The organism is Paracidovorax avenae ATCC 19860, from assembly GCF_000176855.2.
Taxonomy (GTDB): domain Bacteria; phylum Pseudomonadota; class Gammaproteobacteria; order Burkholderiales; family Burkholderiaceae_C; genus Paracidovorax; species Paracidovorax avenae.
The window spans coordinates 3,483,490-3,501,761 of record NC_015138.1; the positions used below are offsets into that span (position 1 = coordinate 3,483,490).

An 18,272-nucleotide genomic window follows, 5' to 3' on the forward strand; every position below is an offset into this window, starting at 1 on the left:
ATCCACACGCCATACCCCATGATGAAAGCCCCGCATGCCCGGCCTTGACAGTCCACTGCTGCACCTGCATCCCAACGACAACGTGCTCGTCGCCAAGACCGGGCTGGCGCTGGGGCAGGAGATTCCCGAGCTGGGCGTGCGGGCGCGCGCGCAGGTGCCACCCGGGCACAAGATCGCCGCGCGGCGCATCGCGCAGGGCGAGCAGGTGAAGAAGTACGACACCGTGATCGGGGTGGCGACGCGCGACCTGGAGCCGGGCGAGTATGTGCACAGCCACAACCTGGAGCTCGTGGACTATTACCGCGACCCGGCGTTCGGCGCGGACGTACGGCCGGTGGAATACGTGCCCGAGGCCGGGCGCGCGACCTTCCAGGGCTTCGTGCGCGCGGACGGCTCCGTGGGTACGCGTAACTTCATCGGCATCCTGTCGTCGGTGAACTGCTCCGCCACGGTCATCAAGCAGATCGCCGCGCATTTCACGCCCGAGCGCCTGCGGGGCTTTCCGCACGTGGACGGCGTGGTGGCGTTCGCTCAGACCAGCGGCTGCGGCATGTCGTCGCCCAGCGAGCATTTCGACGTGCTGCGGCGCACGCTGGCAGGCTACGCCCGCCACCCGAACCTGGCGGGCGTGCTGATCGTCGGTTTGGGCTGCGAGCGCAACCAGGTGGACGGGCTGGTCGAATCCCAGGGACTGGAGCGCGGCCGGCTGATGCGCACGCTGGTGATGCAGGACGTGGGCGGCACGCGCGCGACCATCGCGGCGGGCATCGCGGCGATCGAGGAGATGCTGCCGGCAGCCAACGGGGCGCGCCGCAGCACGGTGCCCGCCAGCCACCTGAAGATCGGGCTGGAATGCGGCGGATCGGACGGTTTCTCGGGCATTACCGCCAACCCGGCGCTGGGCGCTGCGATGGATGTGCTCGTGCGCCACGGCGGCACCGCCATCCTGTCGGAAACGCCGGAAATCCACGGCGTGGAGTTCATGCTCACGCGCCGCGCCATCAGCCCCGCAGTGGGCCAGAAGCTGCTGGACCGCCTGGCCTGGTGGGAGCGCTACGCGGCCGGGCAGAACGCGCAGTTCAACGGCGTGGTGGGCCACGGCAACCAGGCCGGCGGCCTGGCGAACATCTTCGAGAAATCTCTAGGCAGCGCGATGAAGGGCGGCACCACGCCGCTGCGCGCGGTGTACGAATACGCCGAGCGCATCGACGAGAGCGGCTTCGTGTTCATGGACTCGCCGGGCTACGACCCGGTGGCGGCCACCGGCCAGATCGCGAGTGGCGCGCAGCTCATCTGCTTCACCACCGGGCGCGGCTCGATGTTCGGCAGCAAGCCGGCACCGACCATCAAGCTCGCCAGCAACACGCCCATGTACCGCCGCCTGGAAGAGGACATGGACATCAACTGCGGCGTGATCCTGGACGGCGAACTCACGGTGCCCGAGATGGGCGAGCGCATCTTCGCGCAGATCCTGCGGCATGCGAGCGGCGAGGCGACCAAGAGCGAACTGCTGGGCCTGGGCGACCACGAGTTCGTGCCCTGGCACCTGGGCATCGTGAGCTGAGCCCCGGCGCCGAGGCCGTGCGGCCAGGCAACGCGGCGTTACGGCCCAGGCACCACCGCGACACGATACCTCCACCGCCAGATGCGGCACCGATAGGATGGCCGCTGCCACCGAACTCCTCTTGTTTCCCTTGCGCGACATGACCACCTCCTCTTCCTCGCCTGCCTCCCCCCTCTCCGCCGCGCGCCCGCTGGTGCGCAGCCAGCTCTGCATTGCCGGCCGCTGGCAGGCCGCCGCCAGCGGCGCCACTTTCGCCGTCACCGATCCGGCCACCGGTGACACGATCACGCACGTGCCCGACGGCGGCGCCGAGGACGCGCGCGCCGCCACCGACGCCGCCCACGCGGCCTTCGCCACCTGGCGCCACGTGCCGGCCAAGCAGCGCGCGGCCCTCATCAAGCGCTGGAACGATCTCGTGCTGGCCCACCAGGACGGGCTCGGCGCGCTCATCTCGCTGGAACAGGGCAAGCCGCTCGCCGAGGGCAAGGGCGAAGTCGCCTATGCCGCGAGCTACATCGAATGGTTCGGCGAAGAGGCTACGCGCATGAACGGCGAGGTCATCCCCGCGCCCGTGCCGGGCCGGCGCATGTTCGCCCTCAAGGAACCCGTGGGCGTGGTGGCCGCCATCACCCCGTGGAATTTCCCCGCCGCGATGATCGCGCGCAAGATCGCCCCCGCGCTCGCCGCCGGCTGCACGGTGGTCTGCAAGCCGGCCGAGGACACGCCGCTCACCTCGCTCGCGCTCGTCGCCCTGGCCGAGGAAGCGGGCATTCCGCCGGGCGTGCTCAACATCGTCACCGCCTCGCGCGAGCACACGCCCGCGGTGGTGGATGCCTGGCTCGACGATTCCCGCGTGCGCAAGATCACCTTCACCGGCTCCACGCCCGTGGGCAAGCACCTGGCGCGCCGCAGCGCCGACACGCTCAAGAAGCTCTCCCTGGAGCTGGGCGGCAACGCACCCTTCATCGTGTTCGAGGATGCCGACGTGGATGCGGCGGTGGACGGCTTCATGGCCGCGAAGTTCAGGAACGGTGGGCAGACCTGCGTGTGTCCCAACCGAGTGTTCGTGCACCGCGCCGTGCACGACGCGTTCGCGCAGAAGCTCGCCGCGCGCGTGCAGGCCCTGCACGTGGGCCCCGCGACGGACCCGGCCTCGCAGATCGGCCCGATGATCAACGCGCGCGCCGTCGAGAAGATCGAGCGCCATGTGCAGGATGCCGTGGCCCGCGGCGCGAAGGTGCTCGCCGGCGGCCGGCGCCTGGATGCGCTGGGCGCCCACTACTACGCGCCCACCGTGCTCACGGGCGCCGACGCCAGCATGGCCTGCGCCTGCGAGGAGACCTTCGGCCCGGTGGCGCCGCTCACCGTCTTCGACGGCGAAGAGGAAGTGATCGCCGCCGCCAACGACACGCCCTTCGGCCTGGCCGCGTACTTCTACAGCAATGACGTGCGCCGCATCTGGCGCGTGGCCGATGCGCTGGAGACGGGCATCGTGGGCATCAACGAGGGCGCGCTGGCGGCCGAGGCCGCACCCTTCGGCGGCGTGAAGGAATCCGGCTATGGCCGCGAGGGATCCACCCACGGGCTGGACGACTACCTGCACACCAAGTACCTTTGCCAGGGCGGGCTCGGCTGACTGCGGCTCCATCCACTCCGCAGACCATTCGCCCTCCGCATTCGACCGGAAACACACCCATGCCCGCACACAATCCCTTCAAAGCTGCCCTCGCCGCCCGCCGCCCTCAGATCGGCCTGTGGCTCTCCATGGCCGATCCCTACCTGGCCGAGGCGGCCGCGACCACCGGCTACGACTGGCTGCTCATCGACGGCGAGCATGCGCCCAATGACCTGCGCAGCACACTCGGCGCCCTGCAGGCCGTGGCGCCCTACCCCTCGCAGCCCGTGGTGCGGATCGCCGAAGGCAGCACCGCCCTCATCAAGCAGGTGCTGGACATCGGCGCGCGCACGCTGCTGGTGCCGATGGTGGACACGCCCGAGCAGGCCCGCGCCATCGCCGCCGCCACGCAATACCCGCCCCACGGCATCCGGGGCGTGGGCAGCGCCGTCGGTCGCGTGTCGCAATGGAGCGGCCGCGCGGACTACCTCGCCGTGGCCGACGACGAGGTCTGCCTGCTGGTGCAGGCCGAGACCGCCACCGCCCTGCGCAACCTGCCCGCCATCTGCGCGGTGAAGGGGGTGCACGGCGTCTTCATCGGGCCGGCGGACCTCGCCGCGTCCATGGGACACCGCGGCAACCCAGGCCACCCTGAAGTGCAGGCGGCTATCGAGGACGCGATGCGCACCATCGTCGCCAGCGGCAAAGCCGCAGGCACGCTGACCTCGGATCCCGCCCTGGCGCGGCGCTACCTGGAACTCGGCTGTACGTTCGTGGCGGTCGGCGTGGATGTGCTGATGTTCGTGGGCGCGGCGCGAAGGCTGCGGGCGCAGTTCGACGGCGCCGGCGAGGCAGTGTCGGCGAAAGCCAACGCGGCCTACTGATAAACCCCGGGAATCCGGTCCCCGGGCCGAGGAAAGTGGCTACGGACCGTGGCGAAATGAAATTGGCGGCGTAAACTGGTAGGCTGGTAACATTTTGCTAACAACCGGAGGTGATGATGAGAAAAATCCTATTGGGCCTGGTGGCCATGGCAGCGGCAGGCACCTCGTTCGGTGCGACGGTGAACGTGACCAGCACGGGCAATTACGGAAACATCCAGAACTACACGAACTGCACCACGGTGCCCACCAGCAGCTGCGCGAACTTCGTGTCCACCAACAATGTGTCAGGCACGTTCACCACGTCAGGCGCCCTGCCGGCCAACGCCAGCAACCTGGAAATCGGCTCCACAGTCACCTCCTACAGCTTCGCCAACGGCCTGGATACCGTCGCCTCCACGGACACGAATGCCCGGCTGAACTCGTTGCGCATCTCCACCGACGCCTCGGGCAACATCACCAATGTGAATTCGATGCAGGCGGTGCAGTGGACGACGGGCCCCGTTCCGCACAACAACACAAGCCGGTTCAATGCGGTCACGCTGGCCGGGGCGAACGGCGTCGGCACCCACAACTCCGCCTGCCAGACATTGGGCACGGGCAATAGCGGCGTGGCCGACACCTGCCTGTCCGCGGTGGTGACCGATACGTCTCGCAGCACCGGTTTCAATTCGCCGGTGAGCTACTCCATGGCCCAGACCCCGCCGCCCGTGACCGGCACGGCCGCCCCCATCCCCACGGTGTCCGAGTGGGGCCTGATCCTGATGGCCTCGCTGCTGGGCCTGTTCGGCATTGCACGCCTGCGCCGCCAGCGTTGATCTGCGCCCAGGCCTCGTGGCCAGGCAACAAACAACCCGCCGCTGGCGGGTTGTTTCGCTTGGGGACCAGCCCACCGTAGCGGCATGCAGCGGTCGCGATCAGCAAGGGCCTGTGCTGTGCACATTGAAACACAGCGAAGGGGCCGCTCACCGCGAGAGGCAGTGCCTCGCCACTATCATGGACCGCAGGCAGTGGCCACTGCCCTCCTGCGTCCCGCACATTCCCTTTCTTCAGAATCCGGTCCGCATGCCTTCAGGTCCTTCCACCCGCTCACCGTTCGACTTCTCTGGACTCGCCGATCAGATCGCGGCAGCCAGCCGCGCAGCCCTGTCCGAGATTTCCGCACGCTGCGGCGACGATCCCGTCCGTGCCTTCGCGCTCTACACCGACGATGGCGCCATGACGGTCTGCCCGGCGATGGCCACGGAGCGGCAATTGCACGTGCTCGTCGATGAGAACCCGGACGAGGCCGACTTCTACCGCTTCAGCCCGACCGAATGGCCCATGGAGGGCGAAGGCGCAGAACAGGCTTTCGATGCCCTCTGCACCCGGGTGCGCACGCACGTGATGGCGCTGGAAGGCGAACCGGAAGAAGACTCCACGGCATTCGAGGCCTTCCGCGAGGAGCTGCTGGAAACCTTCGTGCAGGTGCTGGAGCGCCTGCGTGCAGAAGACCCGGCATTCGCCGATCCACGGCTCATGCTGCTGGTCACGGTGTCGGATGGCGACGAAGACGCGTCCGTGCTCCGCCATCGCGTCGCCCGGCTGAACGGCCCCGATGTGCAGGAGCAGTTCGGGGCATGGACGGCCGCCTGGGAAGAATAGGGCCGCGCGGGCGATCCCGATCCATGCCGCCGGCGCGGCATGGCGGCTTTTCTCAGCTGCCCGCCACCTTCATGCGGTTGACCAGCAACGAGCCCACGGTCTTGGCACCGTAGTTGTAGGCGTCAGCGCCCACGGCCTCGATGCCCAGGAACATGTCCTTGAGGTTGCCGGCGATGGTGATCTCGTGCACGGGGAAGGCGATCTCGCCGTTCTCCACCCAGAAACCGCTGGCGCCGCGGGAATAGTCGCCGGTCACGTAGTTCACGCCCTGGCCCATCAGCTCGATTACGAACAGGCCCGTGCCGAGCTTCTTCAACATGGCGTCCAGGTCGTCGCCCGGCTGCGTGAGGCGCGAGGTGAGCACGAGGTTGTGCGAGCCCCCTGCATTGCCGGTGGTCTTCATGCCGAGCTTGCGGGCGGAATAGCTGCTGAGAAAGTAGCCCTGCACCTCGCCGGCATCCACCACCTTGCGCGGGGCCACGCGAACACCCTCTTCGTCGAAAGGCGAACTGCCCTTGCCGCGCGCGACGAACGGGTCCTCGTCGATGTCGATGTGTTCCGGGAAGACCCGGCGGCCCAGCGAGTCGAGCAGGAAGCTGCTCTTGCGATAGAGCGCCCCGCCGCTCACCGCCTGCGTGAAGCCGCCGAGCAGCCCCGCAGCCAGCGGCGATTCGAACAGCACCGCGCATTCGGTGGTGGGGATCTTGCGGCTGCCCAGGCGGCTCAGGGCGCGCTCGGCCGCATAGCGGCCCACGGCGGCGGGGGAGGACAGCTCGGCCGCATCGCGCATGGAGGAATACCACGCGTCGCGCTGCATCTCGGCATTGCGGCCCGGCAGCGAGGCGATGGGTGCCACCGAGATGCTGTGGCGCGAGCTGGCGTAGCCCCCCCGGAAGCCGTGCGTGTGCGCGCTGAAGAAATGGCTCTGCTGGGCCGAGACGGCAGCGCCCTCGCTGTTGGTGATGCGGCGGTGCGTGCGCAGCGCCGCGTCCTCGCATTCCAGCGCGATGCGGGCGGCCTCTTCGCTGGTGATGGCCCAGGGATGGAACAGGTCCAGCTCGCGGTGCGTGCCGGGGGCGGCCACGTCCGACACGTCGGGCAGGCCGGCTACCGGGTCTTCGGCGGTGAAGCGGGCGATATCGTAGGCAGCCTGCACGGTCTGCTCGATGGCGCGTTCGGAGAAGTCCGACGTGCTGGCGTTGCCCCGGCGGTTGCCCACGTACACGGTGATGCCCAGCGACTTGTCGCGGTTGCGTTCCACCGTCTCCAGCTCGCCCTTGCGCACGCTCACCGACAGCCCGCAGCCCTCGGAAGCCTCGGCGCCCGCATCGGTGGCACCCAGGCGCAGCGCGTGGGCCAGTGCCCGGTCCACCAGTTCCTCGAACACGCCGCGGCTGTAGCTGAAGCCGTTGCCGGCATCGCCGCCGGCAGGGACGGACGCGGGAGCGGAAGGGTGGGAGGGAGAGGCAGCAGCGCGGGCTGCGGTACGGGGGCGGGTGGTCTTCATATCGCCGGCTATGATACTTGCCGCCTTCCGCCCCCGCCCAGGGCCTCTTTTTGTCCCCTCTCCCATGTCCCGCAAACCCAAAAAAGGCTATTTCGTGAAGGGCCATTTCGTCGCCGAAGGCAGCGAACTGGACCTGCAGCTCAAGGCCGAGCTCAAAGGCACGACCGAAGCCAGCCGCACCGATCTCAAGCGCGAGAGCGATGCGCTGCAGCAGCTCGGCCAGGACCTGCTCACGCTGCGCAGCGACCTGCAGGCGCGCCTGCAACTGCCCGACAAGCTGCAGGACGCGCTGGCCGAAGCGCGGCGCATCACCAATTTCGAAGGCAAGCGCCGGCAGATGCAGTACGTGGGCAAGCTCATGCGCCAGCTCGACGAATCGGTGGTGATCGCCGCGCGCGCCGCGCTGGACGAGCAGCACAACGGCTCGGCCGCGGAAAAGCTCGCGCTGCACGAAGCGGAGCAATGGCGCGAGCGGCTGATCGCGGACGACGGCGCCCTGCCCCTCTGGATGGAGCGCTTCCCGCGCACCGACACCCAGCAGCTGCGTGCACTGATCCGCCAGGCCCGCAAGGACGCACCCGAAGGCAAGGAGGCCAACGTACAGGTTTCCGAAGGCCTCGCGCCGCGCAAGGGCCGCGCCTACCGAGAGCTGTTCCAGTTGGTGCGCACGCAGATGGACGAAGCCGCCCTGCACGCTCGCCACGAAGAGACCGAGCGCGATGCATGAGGCCCTGCCCCCGCCCGAGCCGGTACGCATCGGCATCGTGTCGGTGAGCGACCGCGCGAGCCGCGGCGTTTACGAGGACAAGGGCCTGCCCGCGCTGCGCGACTGGCTGGAGCGCGCGCTGCACAACCCGGTGCATTTCGAGGAGCGGCTGATCCCCGACGAACAGGAGCGCATCAGTGCCACGCTGATCGATCTGGTGGACGGCGCGGGCTGCCACCTGGTGCTGACCACCGGCGGCACGGGCCCTGCCCCGCGCGATGTGACCCCCGAGGCCACGCTGGCCGTGGCGCACCGCGAGATGCCGGGCTTCGGCGAGCAGATGCGGCAGATCGGCCTGCGCTTCGTGCCCACGGCCATCCTGTCGCGGCAGGTGGCGGTGATCCGCCACGGCAGCCTGGTCATCAACCTTCCGGGGCAGCCCAAGGCCATCGCGGAGACGCTCGAAGGCCTGAAGGACGCCGAGGGCAAGACGGCCGTGCCGGGCATCTTCGCGGCCGTGCCCTACTGCATCGACCTGATCGGCGGCCCCTACCTGGAGACGCGCGAGGCGGTGTGCAAGGCATTCAGGCCCAAGGACGCACGCAGGCCGGCACGGCCGGAGTGAACCCGTAGCGCGCCGGGACTGGCGCGAACCTGGGCCCGACAGTACCATGCGGCGCCCGGGCCCTCGCCCGCTCGACCCAAGTCCATGTCCACACTCCTCCTCGCCCTGGTGCAACTGGCCTTCCTCTTGGCCATCCTGGTGATGTTCTATCGCCACCGCAGCCTGAAACGCCGCCAGGATGCACTGGTCCAGGAACTCAAAGGGGTGCAGTACTGGCGCATCAACGTCGCCCGTCCGCGCTTTTTCCGCAGCTGGCTGCGGCTGCTGCCGTTCGAAGGCAAGGGTGTGCTGATCGCCGAGGGCGACGATGCCGTGCGCATGAAGGGGTTCTGGAACAAGGACGGGCACCCGTTCGACGTGCCGATCGACCTGCGCCACAGCCGCGCCGAATGGCTGGGCAACCGCAACCTGAGGGCGGGCAACCTGTACTGGGCCCAGCTGGAGACACCGCGCGGCACCATCGTGTTCAGTGCGGACACGGGCATGAATGCGCTGCAGTCGCGCGAGGCGTTGTCCGACATCTTCCGCGCGGTCTTCACCGGGCAGGAGCTCACCGAGGCGCAGACACAGGACTTCGCGCTCGAGAAGAACCCGCGCAGCGTGCTGGCGATGGTGCTGTTTTTCGGTTTGCTGTTCTTCGCGCTGATCGACACCTTCGCCATTTCACGCTTCGAACTCACCGATGCGCAGATCGGACGCATCCTGCGCCATCCGCTCACGTGGGTGGGCACCCTGTCGGCCGCGGCCCTCGCCTACCTGCTGGCCTACCGGCACCTGCTGGGGGGCGACGTGCCCGCCCGCGAATCCAATGTGCTGGCCCTGATGCTGGTCGCCGTGATGGCCGGCAGCGCCTTGCCGCTGGCCAAGCGCATCGACCAGGTGCTCGCGCAGGCACCGTCGCGCAACTACGACTACCGGGTCACCGGCACCGCACACCTCAAACCCGTCGATCCCACCCTGGGACTGCCGGCGATGCGATTCCCGCGGGCGAAGGAATACTGGGAGCAGTTTCCCACCGGGTCGGTCTATCCCATTCCGTACCTGCGCGGGCCGATGGGGCTGTGGCAGCTCGACCATGCGGCGTTCGACGCACCGCTGCGCGCCTTCTACGCAAAGCGCTGATAAAGCCGGGACGCGCTCCGCCTATTTGCCCACCAGCGCGTTGAGCTTCTCGGCCTCGAACTGCTCGTTGCGGTTGGCGTCGCACGGCACGCAGTCGCTGGCCTGCGGCGCCGCCTGGGAGAGCTTTTCGATGGCAGCCCAGAGCAGCGCGATCTGGCGCTCCTGCGACGAAGCGTTGTCGATCAACCCGCGCATCGCCTGGGAGAGCGGGTCGTCTTCCTGCGTGACGCCATAGGCCGAGAACGCGCGGGGCTCGGGCCGCGGCGGGCTGGCGGCCTCGGTGACATCGGCGCTCTGCCCTGCCCTGGAAGGAATGATGCGCGCGGGAATACCCACGGCCGTGGCACCGGCGGGCACGGGCTTGATGACCACGGCATTGCTGCCGATCTTGGCGCCATCGCCCACCTCGAAACCGCCCAGCACCTTCGCGCCCGCGCTGACGACCACGTCGCGGCCCAGCGTGGGATGGCGCTTGGCGCCCTTGTAGAGCGACGTGCCGCCCAGGGTGACGCCCTGGTAGATGGTGCAGCCGTCGCCGATCTCGGCGGTCTCGCCCACCACCACGCCCATGGCGTGGTCGAAGAAGACCCGCTCGCCGATCTTCGCGCCGGGATGGATCTCGATGCCGGTGAGCCAGCGCGCGAAATGCGAGATGAAGCGCCCGGGCCACTTGAGGCCATGCGTCCAGCACCAGTGCGCAGGCCGGTGCAGCCAGATGGCATGCAGGCCGGGATAACAGGTGACCACCTCCCAGGTACTGCGGGCCGCGGGGTCGCGGTCGAGGATGCACTGGATGTCTGAGCGCAGGCGGTCGAACATGGGAAGGGGGCTCGTGGAATGGGCGCGGGGCGGGAATCGGCCTTGCAGTCTATCGCTTCGCCTGCGCCGCTTCCGACATGGCCTTGGCGACACCGCGCAGGATGTGGATTTCCTCGGGGGTGGGTTGCGCGCGGTTGAAAAGCTGGTTGAGCCGCGGCATGAGTTTCTTGGGCGCGGCCGGGTCGAGGAAGCCGATGTCCACCAGCGCGCGCTCCCAGTGCGCGAGCATGCCGGCCACCTGGGCGGCGTCGGCGGGCGCGGACGCGGGTGCGGCGTCCCGCACGGGAAAGCCGCCGAGCGCGAGCCGCCATTCGTAGGCGATCACCTGGATGGCCGCGCCCAGGTTGAGCGAGCCGAAGCCGGGGTTGGTGGGAATGGAGAGCGCGACATGGCAGCGGTACACGTCCTCGTTCGCCATGCCGAAGCGCTCGGAGCCGAACAGGAAGGCGACACCCGCCTCCCCTGCCGCAGCCGCCGGTGCGGAGGCGGGATCGGTGTCCGTGGGTGGCACGGGGGCCACGCCCCCTTCCAGGGCCAGTTCGGCCAGGGGATGGCCCGCATCGGCGGACTGCCTGCGCACCAGCCATTCGAAATGCTCGCGCGGCGAGCGGGTGGGCGGGCCGAAATCGCGTGGCGTCATCGCGGTGGCGCACAGGTGGCTGATGCCGTCCAGGGCTTCGTCCAGCGTGGCGACGATACGGGCGTTCTCCAGCACGTCGAGCGCTCCGCTCGCGCGCTGGATGGTCTCTTCGCGCCGCAGCACGTTGGGCCAGCGCGGGGCCACCAGGACCAGATCCCCGAAGCCCATGGTCTTCATGGCGCGGGCGGCGGCGCCGACGTTGCCGGCATGGCTGGTCTGGATGAGGATGAAGCGGGTTTTCATGGGAAGCGGCACAGCGGGAAGGACGCGCGATTGTCGCCGCTGCGGCCCTCCTACCCCGCTCCCGGTCCTGCCGGCTTGCCGAGCCGTCAGTGCAGGCCGACCGACCTGCCGGTCTCCCGACCGGATATTCCGCGGTCCTGCGGCCTCTCGGACTGCGGCACGGAACGCAGGGCGGACAGGTAATCCTCGCGCCACTTCGCGAGGTCCTCCGTCTTCACGTTGTCCAGCAGCCGGCCGTGGCGCTCCTTGCGCTCATCCAGCGGCATGGAGAGCGCCGCCTCGTAGGCCTGCGCGATGGCGGACCGGTCCGCCGGCGGGACCAGGATCGCATCCTGGAGCTGGTGCGCCGCACCGGCGCCGCGGGAGAGGACCAGCGCCCCGGGATCGCGCTCATCCTGCGAGGCGACATACTCCTTTGCGACCAGGTTCATGCCGTCGGCCACGGAAGTCACCACGCCCACCCGGCCCATGCGGTAGATCTCCGGCAGCGCGCTTCGCCTGACCGGCTCGGCGAAGTACAGGATGGGCGTCCAAGACGGCGTCCCGTACTTACTGTTGATGCCGTCCACCATCTTCTGCGTCCTGCGCGCCAATGCGGCATAGGCCGGCACCTCCGGGCGGGACGGCGCACCGATCTGCACGAAGGTCACTTTCTCGTGGAGGTCCAGGCGGTCTTCCAGCAATTGCCCGAGCGCGGCGAACCGATCGGGCACGCCCTTGGAGTAATCCAGCCGTTCCACCCCCACCATGAGGAGCCGCCCTTCAGCCTTCTCGGCGCGCATGCGCTCCAGGACACCACCGGGCCCGGTGTCGGGCTCATGCGCCATCAGGCCCTGGATATCAATGCCGATCGGGAAGTCGCGCACCTGCACCTGGCGCCCGAAAGCGCGCAACTGGCTTCCGTCCGCGGCGGCGTCCCCGATGCGCTCCTCGCGCACATAGCCCTGGAGGTTCTCTACGTCCCGGGGTATCTGCATGCCCACCAAGTCATAGGAGAAAAGCGACTCCACCAGCTCCCTGTGCTCCGGAATGGCCCGGAAGACCCCTGGTTCCGGGAACGGGATGTGGTTGAAGAAGCCCATGCGCTGCCGGCACCCGAGCCGGCGCAATTCCTGCGCGAGCGGGATGAGGTGGTAATCATGGATCCACAGCACGTCGTCCTGCTGCAGCAACGGGGCGAGCTGCGCGGCGAAAATCCGGTTGACCTGGCGATAGACGCCGTACTGGCCCGGCCGGATGTCGGCCCAGCCGGCACTGCCGTGCATCACGGGCCAGAGCACCGAATTGCTGTAGCCCGCGTAGTACTGCCTGGACTGGGTACGACTGAGGTCCATGCCCACCAGGGTGGATTGGCCGAACGCCTGCTTGTGCACACTGGGCGTACCAGGCCGTCCGCCGATGGCGCCGCTCCATCCCATCCAGAGGCCGGGGTTGTCGTGCATGGTGTCGGCCAGGGCAACGGCCAGGCCGCCGGCAGCGGGCTTCGATGGGTCCACCATGCGGTTGGAAACGACGACCAGCCGGTTCTGCGGCGGGCGCTGCCGCTGCCGGGTTTCCGGCTGCGCCGGACCCGAACCGTCGAACGGCCTCTTGCGCCGGGGCTGGATCGCAGCGCGCTCCAGTGCCCTGCCGGCTGGAGGTGGGCGCTCGGAGACCGCATGGCGGGCCTCGCCCCCTACCTGGAATGCTGGAGGGGCCGCGCTGCGGCGCGCTCCGGATACGTGTCGGACCATGGTGGATTCCTTAATTTCTGGATAATGCCCCTTGATTGAAAATGCAGGGCTCAACCGCGGCTCCCGGATATGGAATACGAATAGCCACCGAGAGCACGGCCATTTTTTTGCGGATTTCCTCGGCGGAGCCCTGAGCAGGCCTGGGGGCAGGACAGACCGGATGGCGCTCCGGAAATCGTTGAATACAGTCTATTGAAATTTTTATTGCATTCATTCTCATCAATCAAATGATTGAAAATATTATTCGGAAATAATATTTCTCGAGAAAATTTCGTTTCCGCATAATTACTTTCACCCCAGAAAGGAGTCGGAAAACCCGCAGACCGTGCGCCCTCCCGAGCCAGCAGACGACAGTGCCTGTCAGGCACTTGGGACATGCCTCCCGGCAGCCACGAACGTCCACAGCAGCCCCTCCCCGGGGTTCGTGTAGCATCCGCGCCCTCCCGCCATGGATCACATCGCCGTCCGCCACCTGCACAAGTCCTACCGCATCCACGAGCGCGACCCCGGCGTGCTCGGCGCGCTGCGGGCCCTGGCACGCCCGCGCTACCGCACGGTCGCGGCGCTGTCGGATGTGTCGTTCAGCCTGCAGCGGGGCGAGATGCTGGGTTTCATCGGGCCGAACGGCGCCGGCAAGTCCACCACCGTCAAGATCCTCTCGGGCATCCTGCGGCCCGACGGCGGCCGCGTGGAGATCGACGGACGCGATCCCTTCACCGAACGCGAGCGGCACGTCGCGCGCATCGGGGTGGTGTTCGGGCAACGCACCCAGCTGTGGTGGGACCTGCCGGTGGGCGACGGCTTCGCGCTGCTGCGCGACATCTACCGCGTCGATCCTCAGCGCTTTGCCCGCACACGCGACGAACTGGTGGCACTGCTGCACCTGGAGCGCGTGCTCGACCAGCCCGTGCGCCAGCTGTCCCTGGGCCAGCGCATGCGTGCGGAAATCGCCGCGGCCCTGCTGCACGAGCCGGACATCCTCTTCCTGGACGAGCCGACCATCGGCCTGGATGCGCCCTCCAAGCTCGCGGTGCGCGACTTCGTGCGGCGGGCCAACCGGGAACGCGGCACCACCGTCCTGCTCACGACCCACGACATGCACGACATCGAGGCGCTGGCCGAACGGGTGATCGTGATCGGCCACGGCCGGGTGCTGGCCGACTGCGGCGTGGACGCGCTGCGGGCCCAGGTGGCGGCGGCGCGTCCCGACGACGAGGACATGACCATCGAGGCCGTGATCGCGCGCTTCTACGCGATGCACGGCGCCGCCGAAGGATGACGGCGATGGCCCCGGCCGCGCTCCTGCGCCCCTACCGGGCAGCGTTCGCTTCGCGCTTCCTCGTGATGCTGCAGTACCGGGCCGCGGCCTGGGCCGGCTTCATCACGCAGTGCTGGTGGGGCGGCCTGAAGGCCATGGTGATGGCGGCGTTCTACGGCGGTGCGGCGGCCGCGGCGGCACCGCTGTCGCTGGCACAGGCCATCACCTACACCTGGCTGGCACAGGGGCTGTTCGCCCTCCTGCCCTGGAGCGCCGACCCGGAACTGGCGCAGTCGGTGCGCACCGGGGCCGTGGCCTACGACCGGCTGCGGCCGGTGGACGCCTATGCGCTGTGGTTCGCCCGCTCCGCCGGATGGATCACCGCGCGGGTGCTGCCGCGGGCCGCGCTCATGGCTGCGTTCACCGGGGTGGTCCTGCCGGTGGCCGGCCTGGAGGGCTGGGCGCTGCAGCCCCCGGCCGGCTGGATGGCGGCGGCGACGTTCGCCCTGTCGCTGCTGCTGGCGCTGGTGCTCTCCACGGCGTTCGTGATGCTGCTCAACGTGGTCACGGCGGCAGCGCTCAACGAGCGGGGCATCAATACGCTGGCCGGTCCGGTCGTCATCGTGTTCTCCGGCAACCTGCTGCCCCTGGCGCTGCTGCCCGACGGCTGGCAGGCCGCCCTGCTGCTGCAACCGCTCGCGGGCATCGTGGACATTCCGGCACGCATCTATTTCGGGCAGCTGGCGGGCACGGAAGCGCTGGCAGGGCTGGGCCTGCAGTGCTTCTGGGTACTGGCGGCCGCGGGGCTGGGTCGCGTCCTGCTGCAGCGCACCCTGCGCAACCTGGAGGTGCAGGGCGGATGAAGCCACGGCCCATGGGATCGGCGGCGCTGTTCCTGCGCCTCGCGCTGGCATCGCTGAGCGGGCAGGCGCGCTACCCCGCGTCGGCGCTGATGCTCACCATCGGCCAGGGCCTGGTGACGGGCATCGAGGCGATGGCGGTCTGGGCGCTGTTCCACCGGTTCGGCGACGTGCAGGGCTGGCGCATCGGCGAGGTGGCCGTGTTCTACGGGCTGGTGAACTGCATGTTCGCCATCGCCGACGCGCTGGGCCGGGGTTTCGACACGCTGGGCACGCAGTTCCTGCGCACGGGGGCCTTCGACCGCCTGCTGCTGCGCCCGCGCCCGGTGTGGCTGCAACTGATGGCGCACGACGTGCGCATCAGCCGCGCGGGGCGCCTGTTGCAGGGGCTCGCCGTGCTGGCCTTCGGCACGGTCCATGCCGAGGTGGCCTGGACGGCGCAGACCGTGGCGCTGGCCGTGTTCGCCGTGGCCGGCGGCGTGGCGCTGTTCCTGGGCATCCTGGTGCTGCAGGGGACGCTCTCGTTCTGGACCACCGAGAGCCTGGAGGTCGCCAACGTGCTCACCTACGGGGGCGTGGAGGCGGCCCAGTACCCGCTGGCGCTGTACGCCCGCTGGCTGCGGCGCCTGCTCACGTTCGCCGTGCCGCTGGCCTGCGTGGCCTACTACCCCGTGCTGCCGATCCTGGGGCGGGCCGATCCGCTCGGCGCACCCGCCTGGGTGGGCTGGGTTTCGCCGCTCGCGGGCTTCGCCTTCCTCGCGGCGGCGTTCGGCGCCTGGAGCGTGGGATTGCGGCGCCACGCATCCACCGGCAGCTGAAATTCGCCAAGGGCGCTAAAATACCCGGTTATCGCGCCCGCATCGCCGGGCAATTGCCCTTGCCGTCCCCTGCGGCGCCAGCTCCTTCCTCACAATTCATGTCGTCCAATCTGCACCCCATGCTCAACGTGGCCATCAAGGCCGCTCGCGCCGCAGGCGCCATCATCAACCGCGCGGCGCTTGACGTCGAGGCGGTGCGCGTTTCGCAGAAGCAGATCAACGACTTCGTGACCGAGGTGGACCACGCGAGCGAGCAGGCCATCATCGAGACCCTGCTCACCGCCTATCCGGGCCATGGCATCCTCGCCGAGGAATCGGGCAGCCAGTACGGCGCGAAGGATTCGGAATTCATCTGGGTCATCGACCCGCTGGACGGCACCACCAACTTCATCCATGGCTTTCCCGTCTATTGCGTGAGCATCGCGCTCATGGTGCGCGGCAAGGTCGAGCAGGCCGTCATCTACGACCCGACGCGCAACGACCTGTTCACGGCCACCAAGGGCCGCGGCGCCTACCTGAACGAGCGGCGCATCCGCGTGTCCAAGCGCACCCAGCTCAAGGAAAGCCTGCTGTCCACCGGCTTCCCGTTCCGCCCGGGCGACAACTTCAAGACCTACCTGCACATCATGTCCGACGTGATGCAGCGCACGGCCGGCCTGCGCCGCCCCGGCGCGGCCGCGCTGGACCTCGCCTACGTGGCGGCCGGCTTCACCGAAGGTTTCTTCGAGACGGGCCTGTCCATCTGGGACGTGGCGGCCGGCTCGCTGCTGGTGACCGAGGCCGGCGGCCTGGTGGGCAATTTCACGGGCGAGGCCGACTTCCTGGAGCAACGCGAGTGCCTGGCGGCCACGCCCCGCATCTACGGCCAGCTCGTGCCGATCCTCTCCAAGTACAGCAAGTTCGCCAGCGCGGGCGACAAGGCCGCGGTGCGCCAGGCCGTGCGCAACGACACGCCGGCCGGAGAGGCGGTCGCGGCGGATGGCGATATGGACGCGGAGCTCCCGCAGGAGGCGCCCGAAGCCCACGGCGGAGAAGCGGCGCCGCGCGCACCGTTCTGAAAGCTGTCGCCGTGCCGGCCGCTTACGGCCCGGCACGGCTTCAATCCGGATCCGGGTACTTCAGCGCGATCTGCCGGAAATCCTCGGCCAGGTCCACGAAGGCATCGACCATGTCCGGGTCGAAATGGGCTCCGCGGCCCTTGATGATGGTGGTGCAGGCCTGCTCGTGCGAGAAGGCCGGCTTGTACACGCGCTTGCTGATGAGCGCGTCGTACACGTCGGCCACCGCCATCAGCCGCGCCGAGACGGGAATCGCATCGCCCGCCAGCCCCAGCGGGTAACCGCTGCCGTCCCACTTCTCCTGGTGGCTGTAGGCGATTTCCTTGGACACGCTCAGGAACGCCACCCGCATGCCCAGCCGCCGCTCGGCGTTCTCGATGGCGTCGCGGCCGAGCGTGGTGTGGGTCTTCATGACCTCGAACTCCTCGGCGGTGAGCTTGCCCGGCTTGAGGAGGATGCTGTCGGGAATGCCGATCTTGCCGATGTCGTGCAGCGGCGCGGATTTGTAGAGCAGGTCGATCATGCGCTCGTTGAGCACCGCCTCGAAGCGCGGATGGCGCGCCAGCCGCTCGGCCAGGGCCTTGACGTAGAGCTGCGTGCGCCGGATGTGGTTGCCGGTTTCGTTGTCCCGCGTTTCCGCGAGCGAGGTCATGGCCATGATGGTCACGTCCTGGATGGCCTGCACTTCCAGCGTCCGCAGGGCCACCTCGCGCTCGAGGTAGGCGCTCTTGTCGCGCAGGAAATCCGCCGTGGCCTTCAGCGTGAGGTGGGTGTGCACCCGCGCCAGCAGGATGGGCGGGCTGATCGGCTTGGTGATGTAGTCCACCGCGCCCACCGACAGGCCGCGCCGCTCGTCCTCCGGCGTGCTGCGCGCGGTCAGGAAGATGACGGGAATGTCGCGCGCGGCGGGATGCGCCTTGAGCTGCCGGCAGACCTCGTAGCCGTCCAGGCCGGGCATCATGATGTCGAGCAGGATCAGGTCGGGCGGCGCGTCGGACTGGGCGATGCGCAGCGCCTTCTCGCCGTGGTTGGCCACCTTGACGAGGTAATGGTCGCGCAGCAGCGTGGCCATGAGCGCGAGGTTGTCGGGGGTGTCGTCCACCACCAGCACCGTGGCGATGGTCCGGTCCTTGAGCATGGGGTCATCGGAGAGCAGGGAAGTGTCCATGGTGGTGCTGA

The 18,272-nt window shown here is 68.8% G+C and carries 17 protein-coding genes; 12 read left to right on the plus strand and 5 right to left on the minus strand.

What is annotated here, in order from left to right:
- Positions 1-34: 34 nt before the first annotated feature.
- From ACAV_RS15265 to ACAV_RS15285, 5 genes are all read left to right on the plus strand, one after another.
- Positions 35-1,564, plus strand: coding sequence for a UxaA family hydrolase (locus ACAV_RS15265; protein WP_013595471.1), 1,530 nt, complete (start codon positions 35-37; stop codon positions 1,562-1,564).
- Between the two features lie 139 nt (positions 1,565-1,703).
- Entirely contained in the window at positions 1,704-3,200 is a 1,497-nt protein-coding gene (locus ACAV_RS15270; protein WP_041829254.1) for an NAD-dependent succinate-semialdehyde dehydrogenase, read from the plus strand.
- 59 nt (positions 3,201-3,259) lie between these two features.
- Positions 3,260-4,063 (plus strand): aldolase/citrate lyase family protein, encoded by an 804-nt coding sequence (locus ACAV_RS15275; RefSeq protein ID WP_013595473.1) that lies wholly within the window; start codon positions 3,260-3,262, stop codon positions 4,061-4,063.
- A 113-nt stretch (positions 4,064-4,176) separates the two neighbouring features.
- A complete protein-coding gene (locus tag ACAV_RS15280) occupies positions 4,177-4,878 on the plus strand; it encodes an IPTL-CTERM sorting domain-containing protein (RefSeq protein ID WP_081463132.1) in 702 nt (233 codons plus the stop codon).
- Positions 4,879-5,125: 247 nt separating this feature from the next.
- On the plus strand, positions 5,126-5,704 hold the full coding sequence (locus ACAV_RS15285; protein ID WP_013595475.1) for a DUF4303 domain-containing protein: 579 nt from the start codon (positions 5,126-5,128) through the stop codon (positions 5,702-5,704).
- Between the two features lie 52 nt (positions 5,705-5,756).
- Here the strand turns inward: ACAV_RS15285 and pmbA are convergent, their stop codons facing one another.
- Positions 5,757-7,211, minus strand: a complete 1,455-nt coding sequence (pmbA, locus tag ACAV_RS15290; RefSeq protein ID WP_013595476.1) for a metalloprotease PmbA — start codon at positions 7,209-7,211, stop codon at positions 5,757-5,759.
- A gap of 64 nt (positions 7,212-7,275) precedes the next feature.
- On the opposite strand from pmbA, the gene yjgA reads away from it, so the two are divergent.
- The 3 genes from yjgA to ACAV_RS15305 all read left to right on the plus strand — a co-directional run bounded on the left by yjgA (position 7,276) and on the right by ACAV_RS15305 (position 9,664).
- On the plus strand, positions 7,276-7,938 hold the full coding sequence (yjgA, locus tag ACAV_RS15295) for a ribosome biogenesis factor YjgA (protein ID WP_013595477.1): 663 nt from the start codon (positions 7,276-7,278) through the stop codon (positions 7,936-7,938).
- Positions 7,931-8,542 carry a molybdopterin adenylyltransferase gene (gene mog / locus ACAV_RS15300; RefSeq protein WP_013595478.1) on the plus strand — a complete coding sequence of 204 codons (612 nt, stop codon included), beginning with the start codon at positions 7,931-7,933 and terminating at the stop codon, positions 8,540-8,542. Before yjgA ends, mog begins: the two co-directional genes overlap by 8 nt.
- Before the next feature lie 84 nt (positions 8,543-8,626).
- Complete coding sequence (locus tag ACAV_RS15305; protein WP_013595479.1) at positions 8,627-9,664, plus strand: hypothetical protein; 1,038 nt, start codon at positions 8,627-8,629, stop codon at positions 9,662-9,664.
- A gap of 21 nt (positions 9,665-9,685) precedes the next feature.
- Here ACAV_RS15305 and cysE read toward each other — a convergent pair whose 3' ends face one another.
- The 3 genes from cysE to ACAV_RS15320 all read right to left on the minus strand — a co-directional run bounded on the left by cysE (position 9,686) and on the right by ACAV_RS15320 (position 13,099).
- The gene (gene cysE / locus ACAV_RS15310; RefSeq protein WP_013595480.1) at positions 9,686-10,483 is read right to left on the minus strand and encodes a serine O-acetyltransferase; all 798 of its coding nucleotides are present in this window, start codon (positions 10,481-10,483) and stop codon (positions 9,686-9,688) included.
- A 49-nt stretch (positions 10,484-10,532) separates the two neighbouring features.
- On the minus strand, positions 10,533-11,366 hold the full coding sequence (locus tag ACAV_RS15315) for an RNA methyltransferase (RefSeq protein ID WP_013595481.1): 834 nt from the start codon (positions 11,364-11,366) through the stop codon (positions 10,533-10,535).
- An 86-nt stretch (positions 11,367-11,452) separates the two neighbouring features.
- Positions 11,453-13,099: an alpha,alpha-trehalose-phosphate synthase (UDP-forming) gene (locus ACAV_RS15320; protein WP_013595482.1), complete on the minus strand. Its 1,647-nt coding sequence runs from the start codon at positions 13,097-13,099 to the stop codon at positions 11,453-11,455.
- A gap of 448 nt (positions 13,100-13,547) precedes the next feature.
- On the opposite strand from ACAV_RS15320, the gene ACAV_RS15325 reads away from it, so the two are divergent.
- The 4 genes from ACAV_RS15325 (at position 13,548) to ACAV_RS15340 (ending at position 17,093) form a co-directional block, all read left to right on the plus strand.
- Positions 13,548-14,378 (plus strand): ABC transporter ATP-binding protein, encoded by an 831-nt coding sequence (locus tag ACAV_RS15325; RefSeq protein ID WP_013595483.1) that lies wholly within the window; start codon positions 13,548-13,550, stop codon positions 14,376-14,378.
- 5 nt (positions 14,379-14,383) lie between these two features.
- Positions 14,384-15,220, plus strand: coding sequence for an ABC transporter permease (locus ACAV_RS15330; RefSeq protein WP_013595484.1), 837 nt, complete (start codon positions 14,384-14,386; stop codon positions 15,218-15,220).
- 11 nt (positions 15,221-15,231) lie between these two features.
- A complete protein-coding gene (locus ACAV_RS15335; RefSeq protein ID WP_041829255.1) occupies positions 15,232-16,035 on the plus strand; it encodes an ABC transporter permease in 804 nt (267 codons plus the stop codon).
- 98 nt (positions 16,036-16,133) lie between these two features.
- Positions 16,134-17,093 (plus strand): inositol monophosphatase family protein, encoded by a 960-nt coding sequence (locus tag ACAV_RS15340; protein WP_013595486.1) that lies wholly within the window; start codon positions 16,134-16,136, stop codon positions 17,091-17,093.
- 40 nt (positions 17,094-17,133) lie between these two features.
- Here ACAV_RS15340 and ACAV_RS15345 read toward each other — a convergent pair whose 3' ends face one another.
- The gene (locus ACAV_RS15345; RefSeq protein WP_013595487.1) at positions 17,134-18,261 is read right to left on the minus strand and encodes a response regulator; all 1,128 of its coding nucleotides are present in this window, start codon (positions 18,259-18,261) and stop codon (positions 17,134-17,136) included.
- Positions 18,262-18,272: the final 11 nt, after the last annotated feature.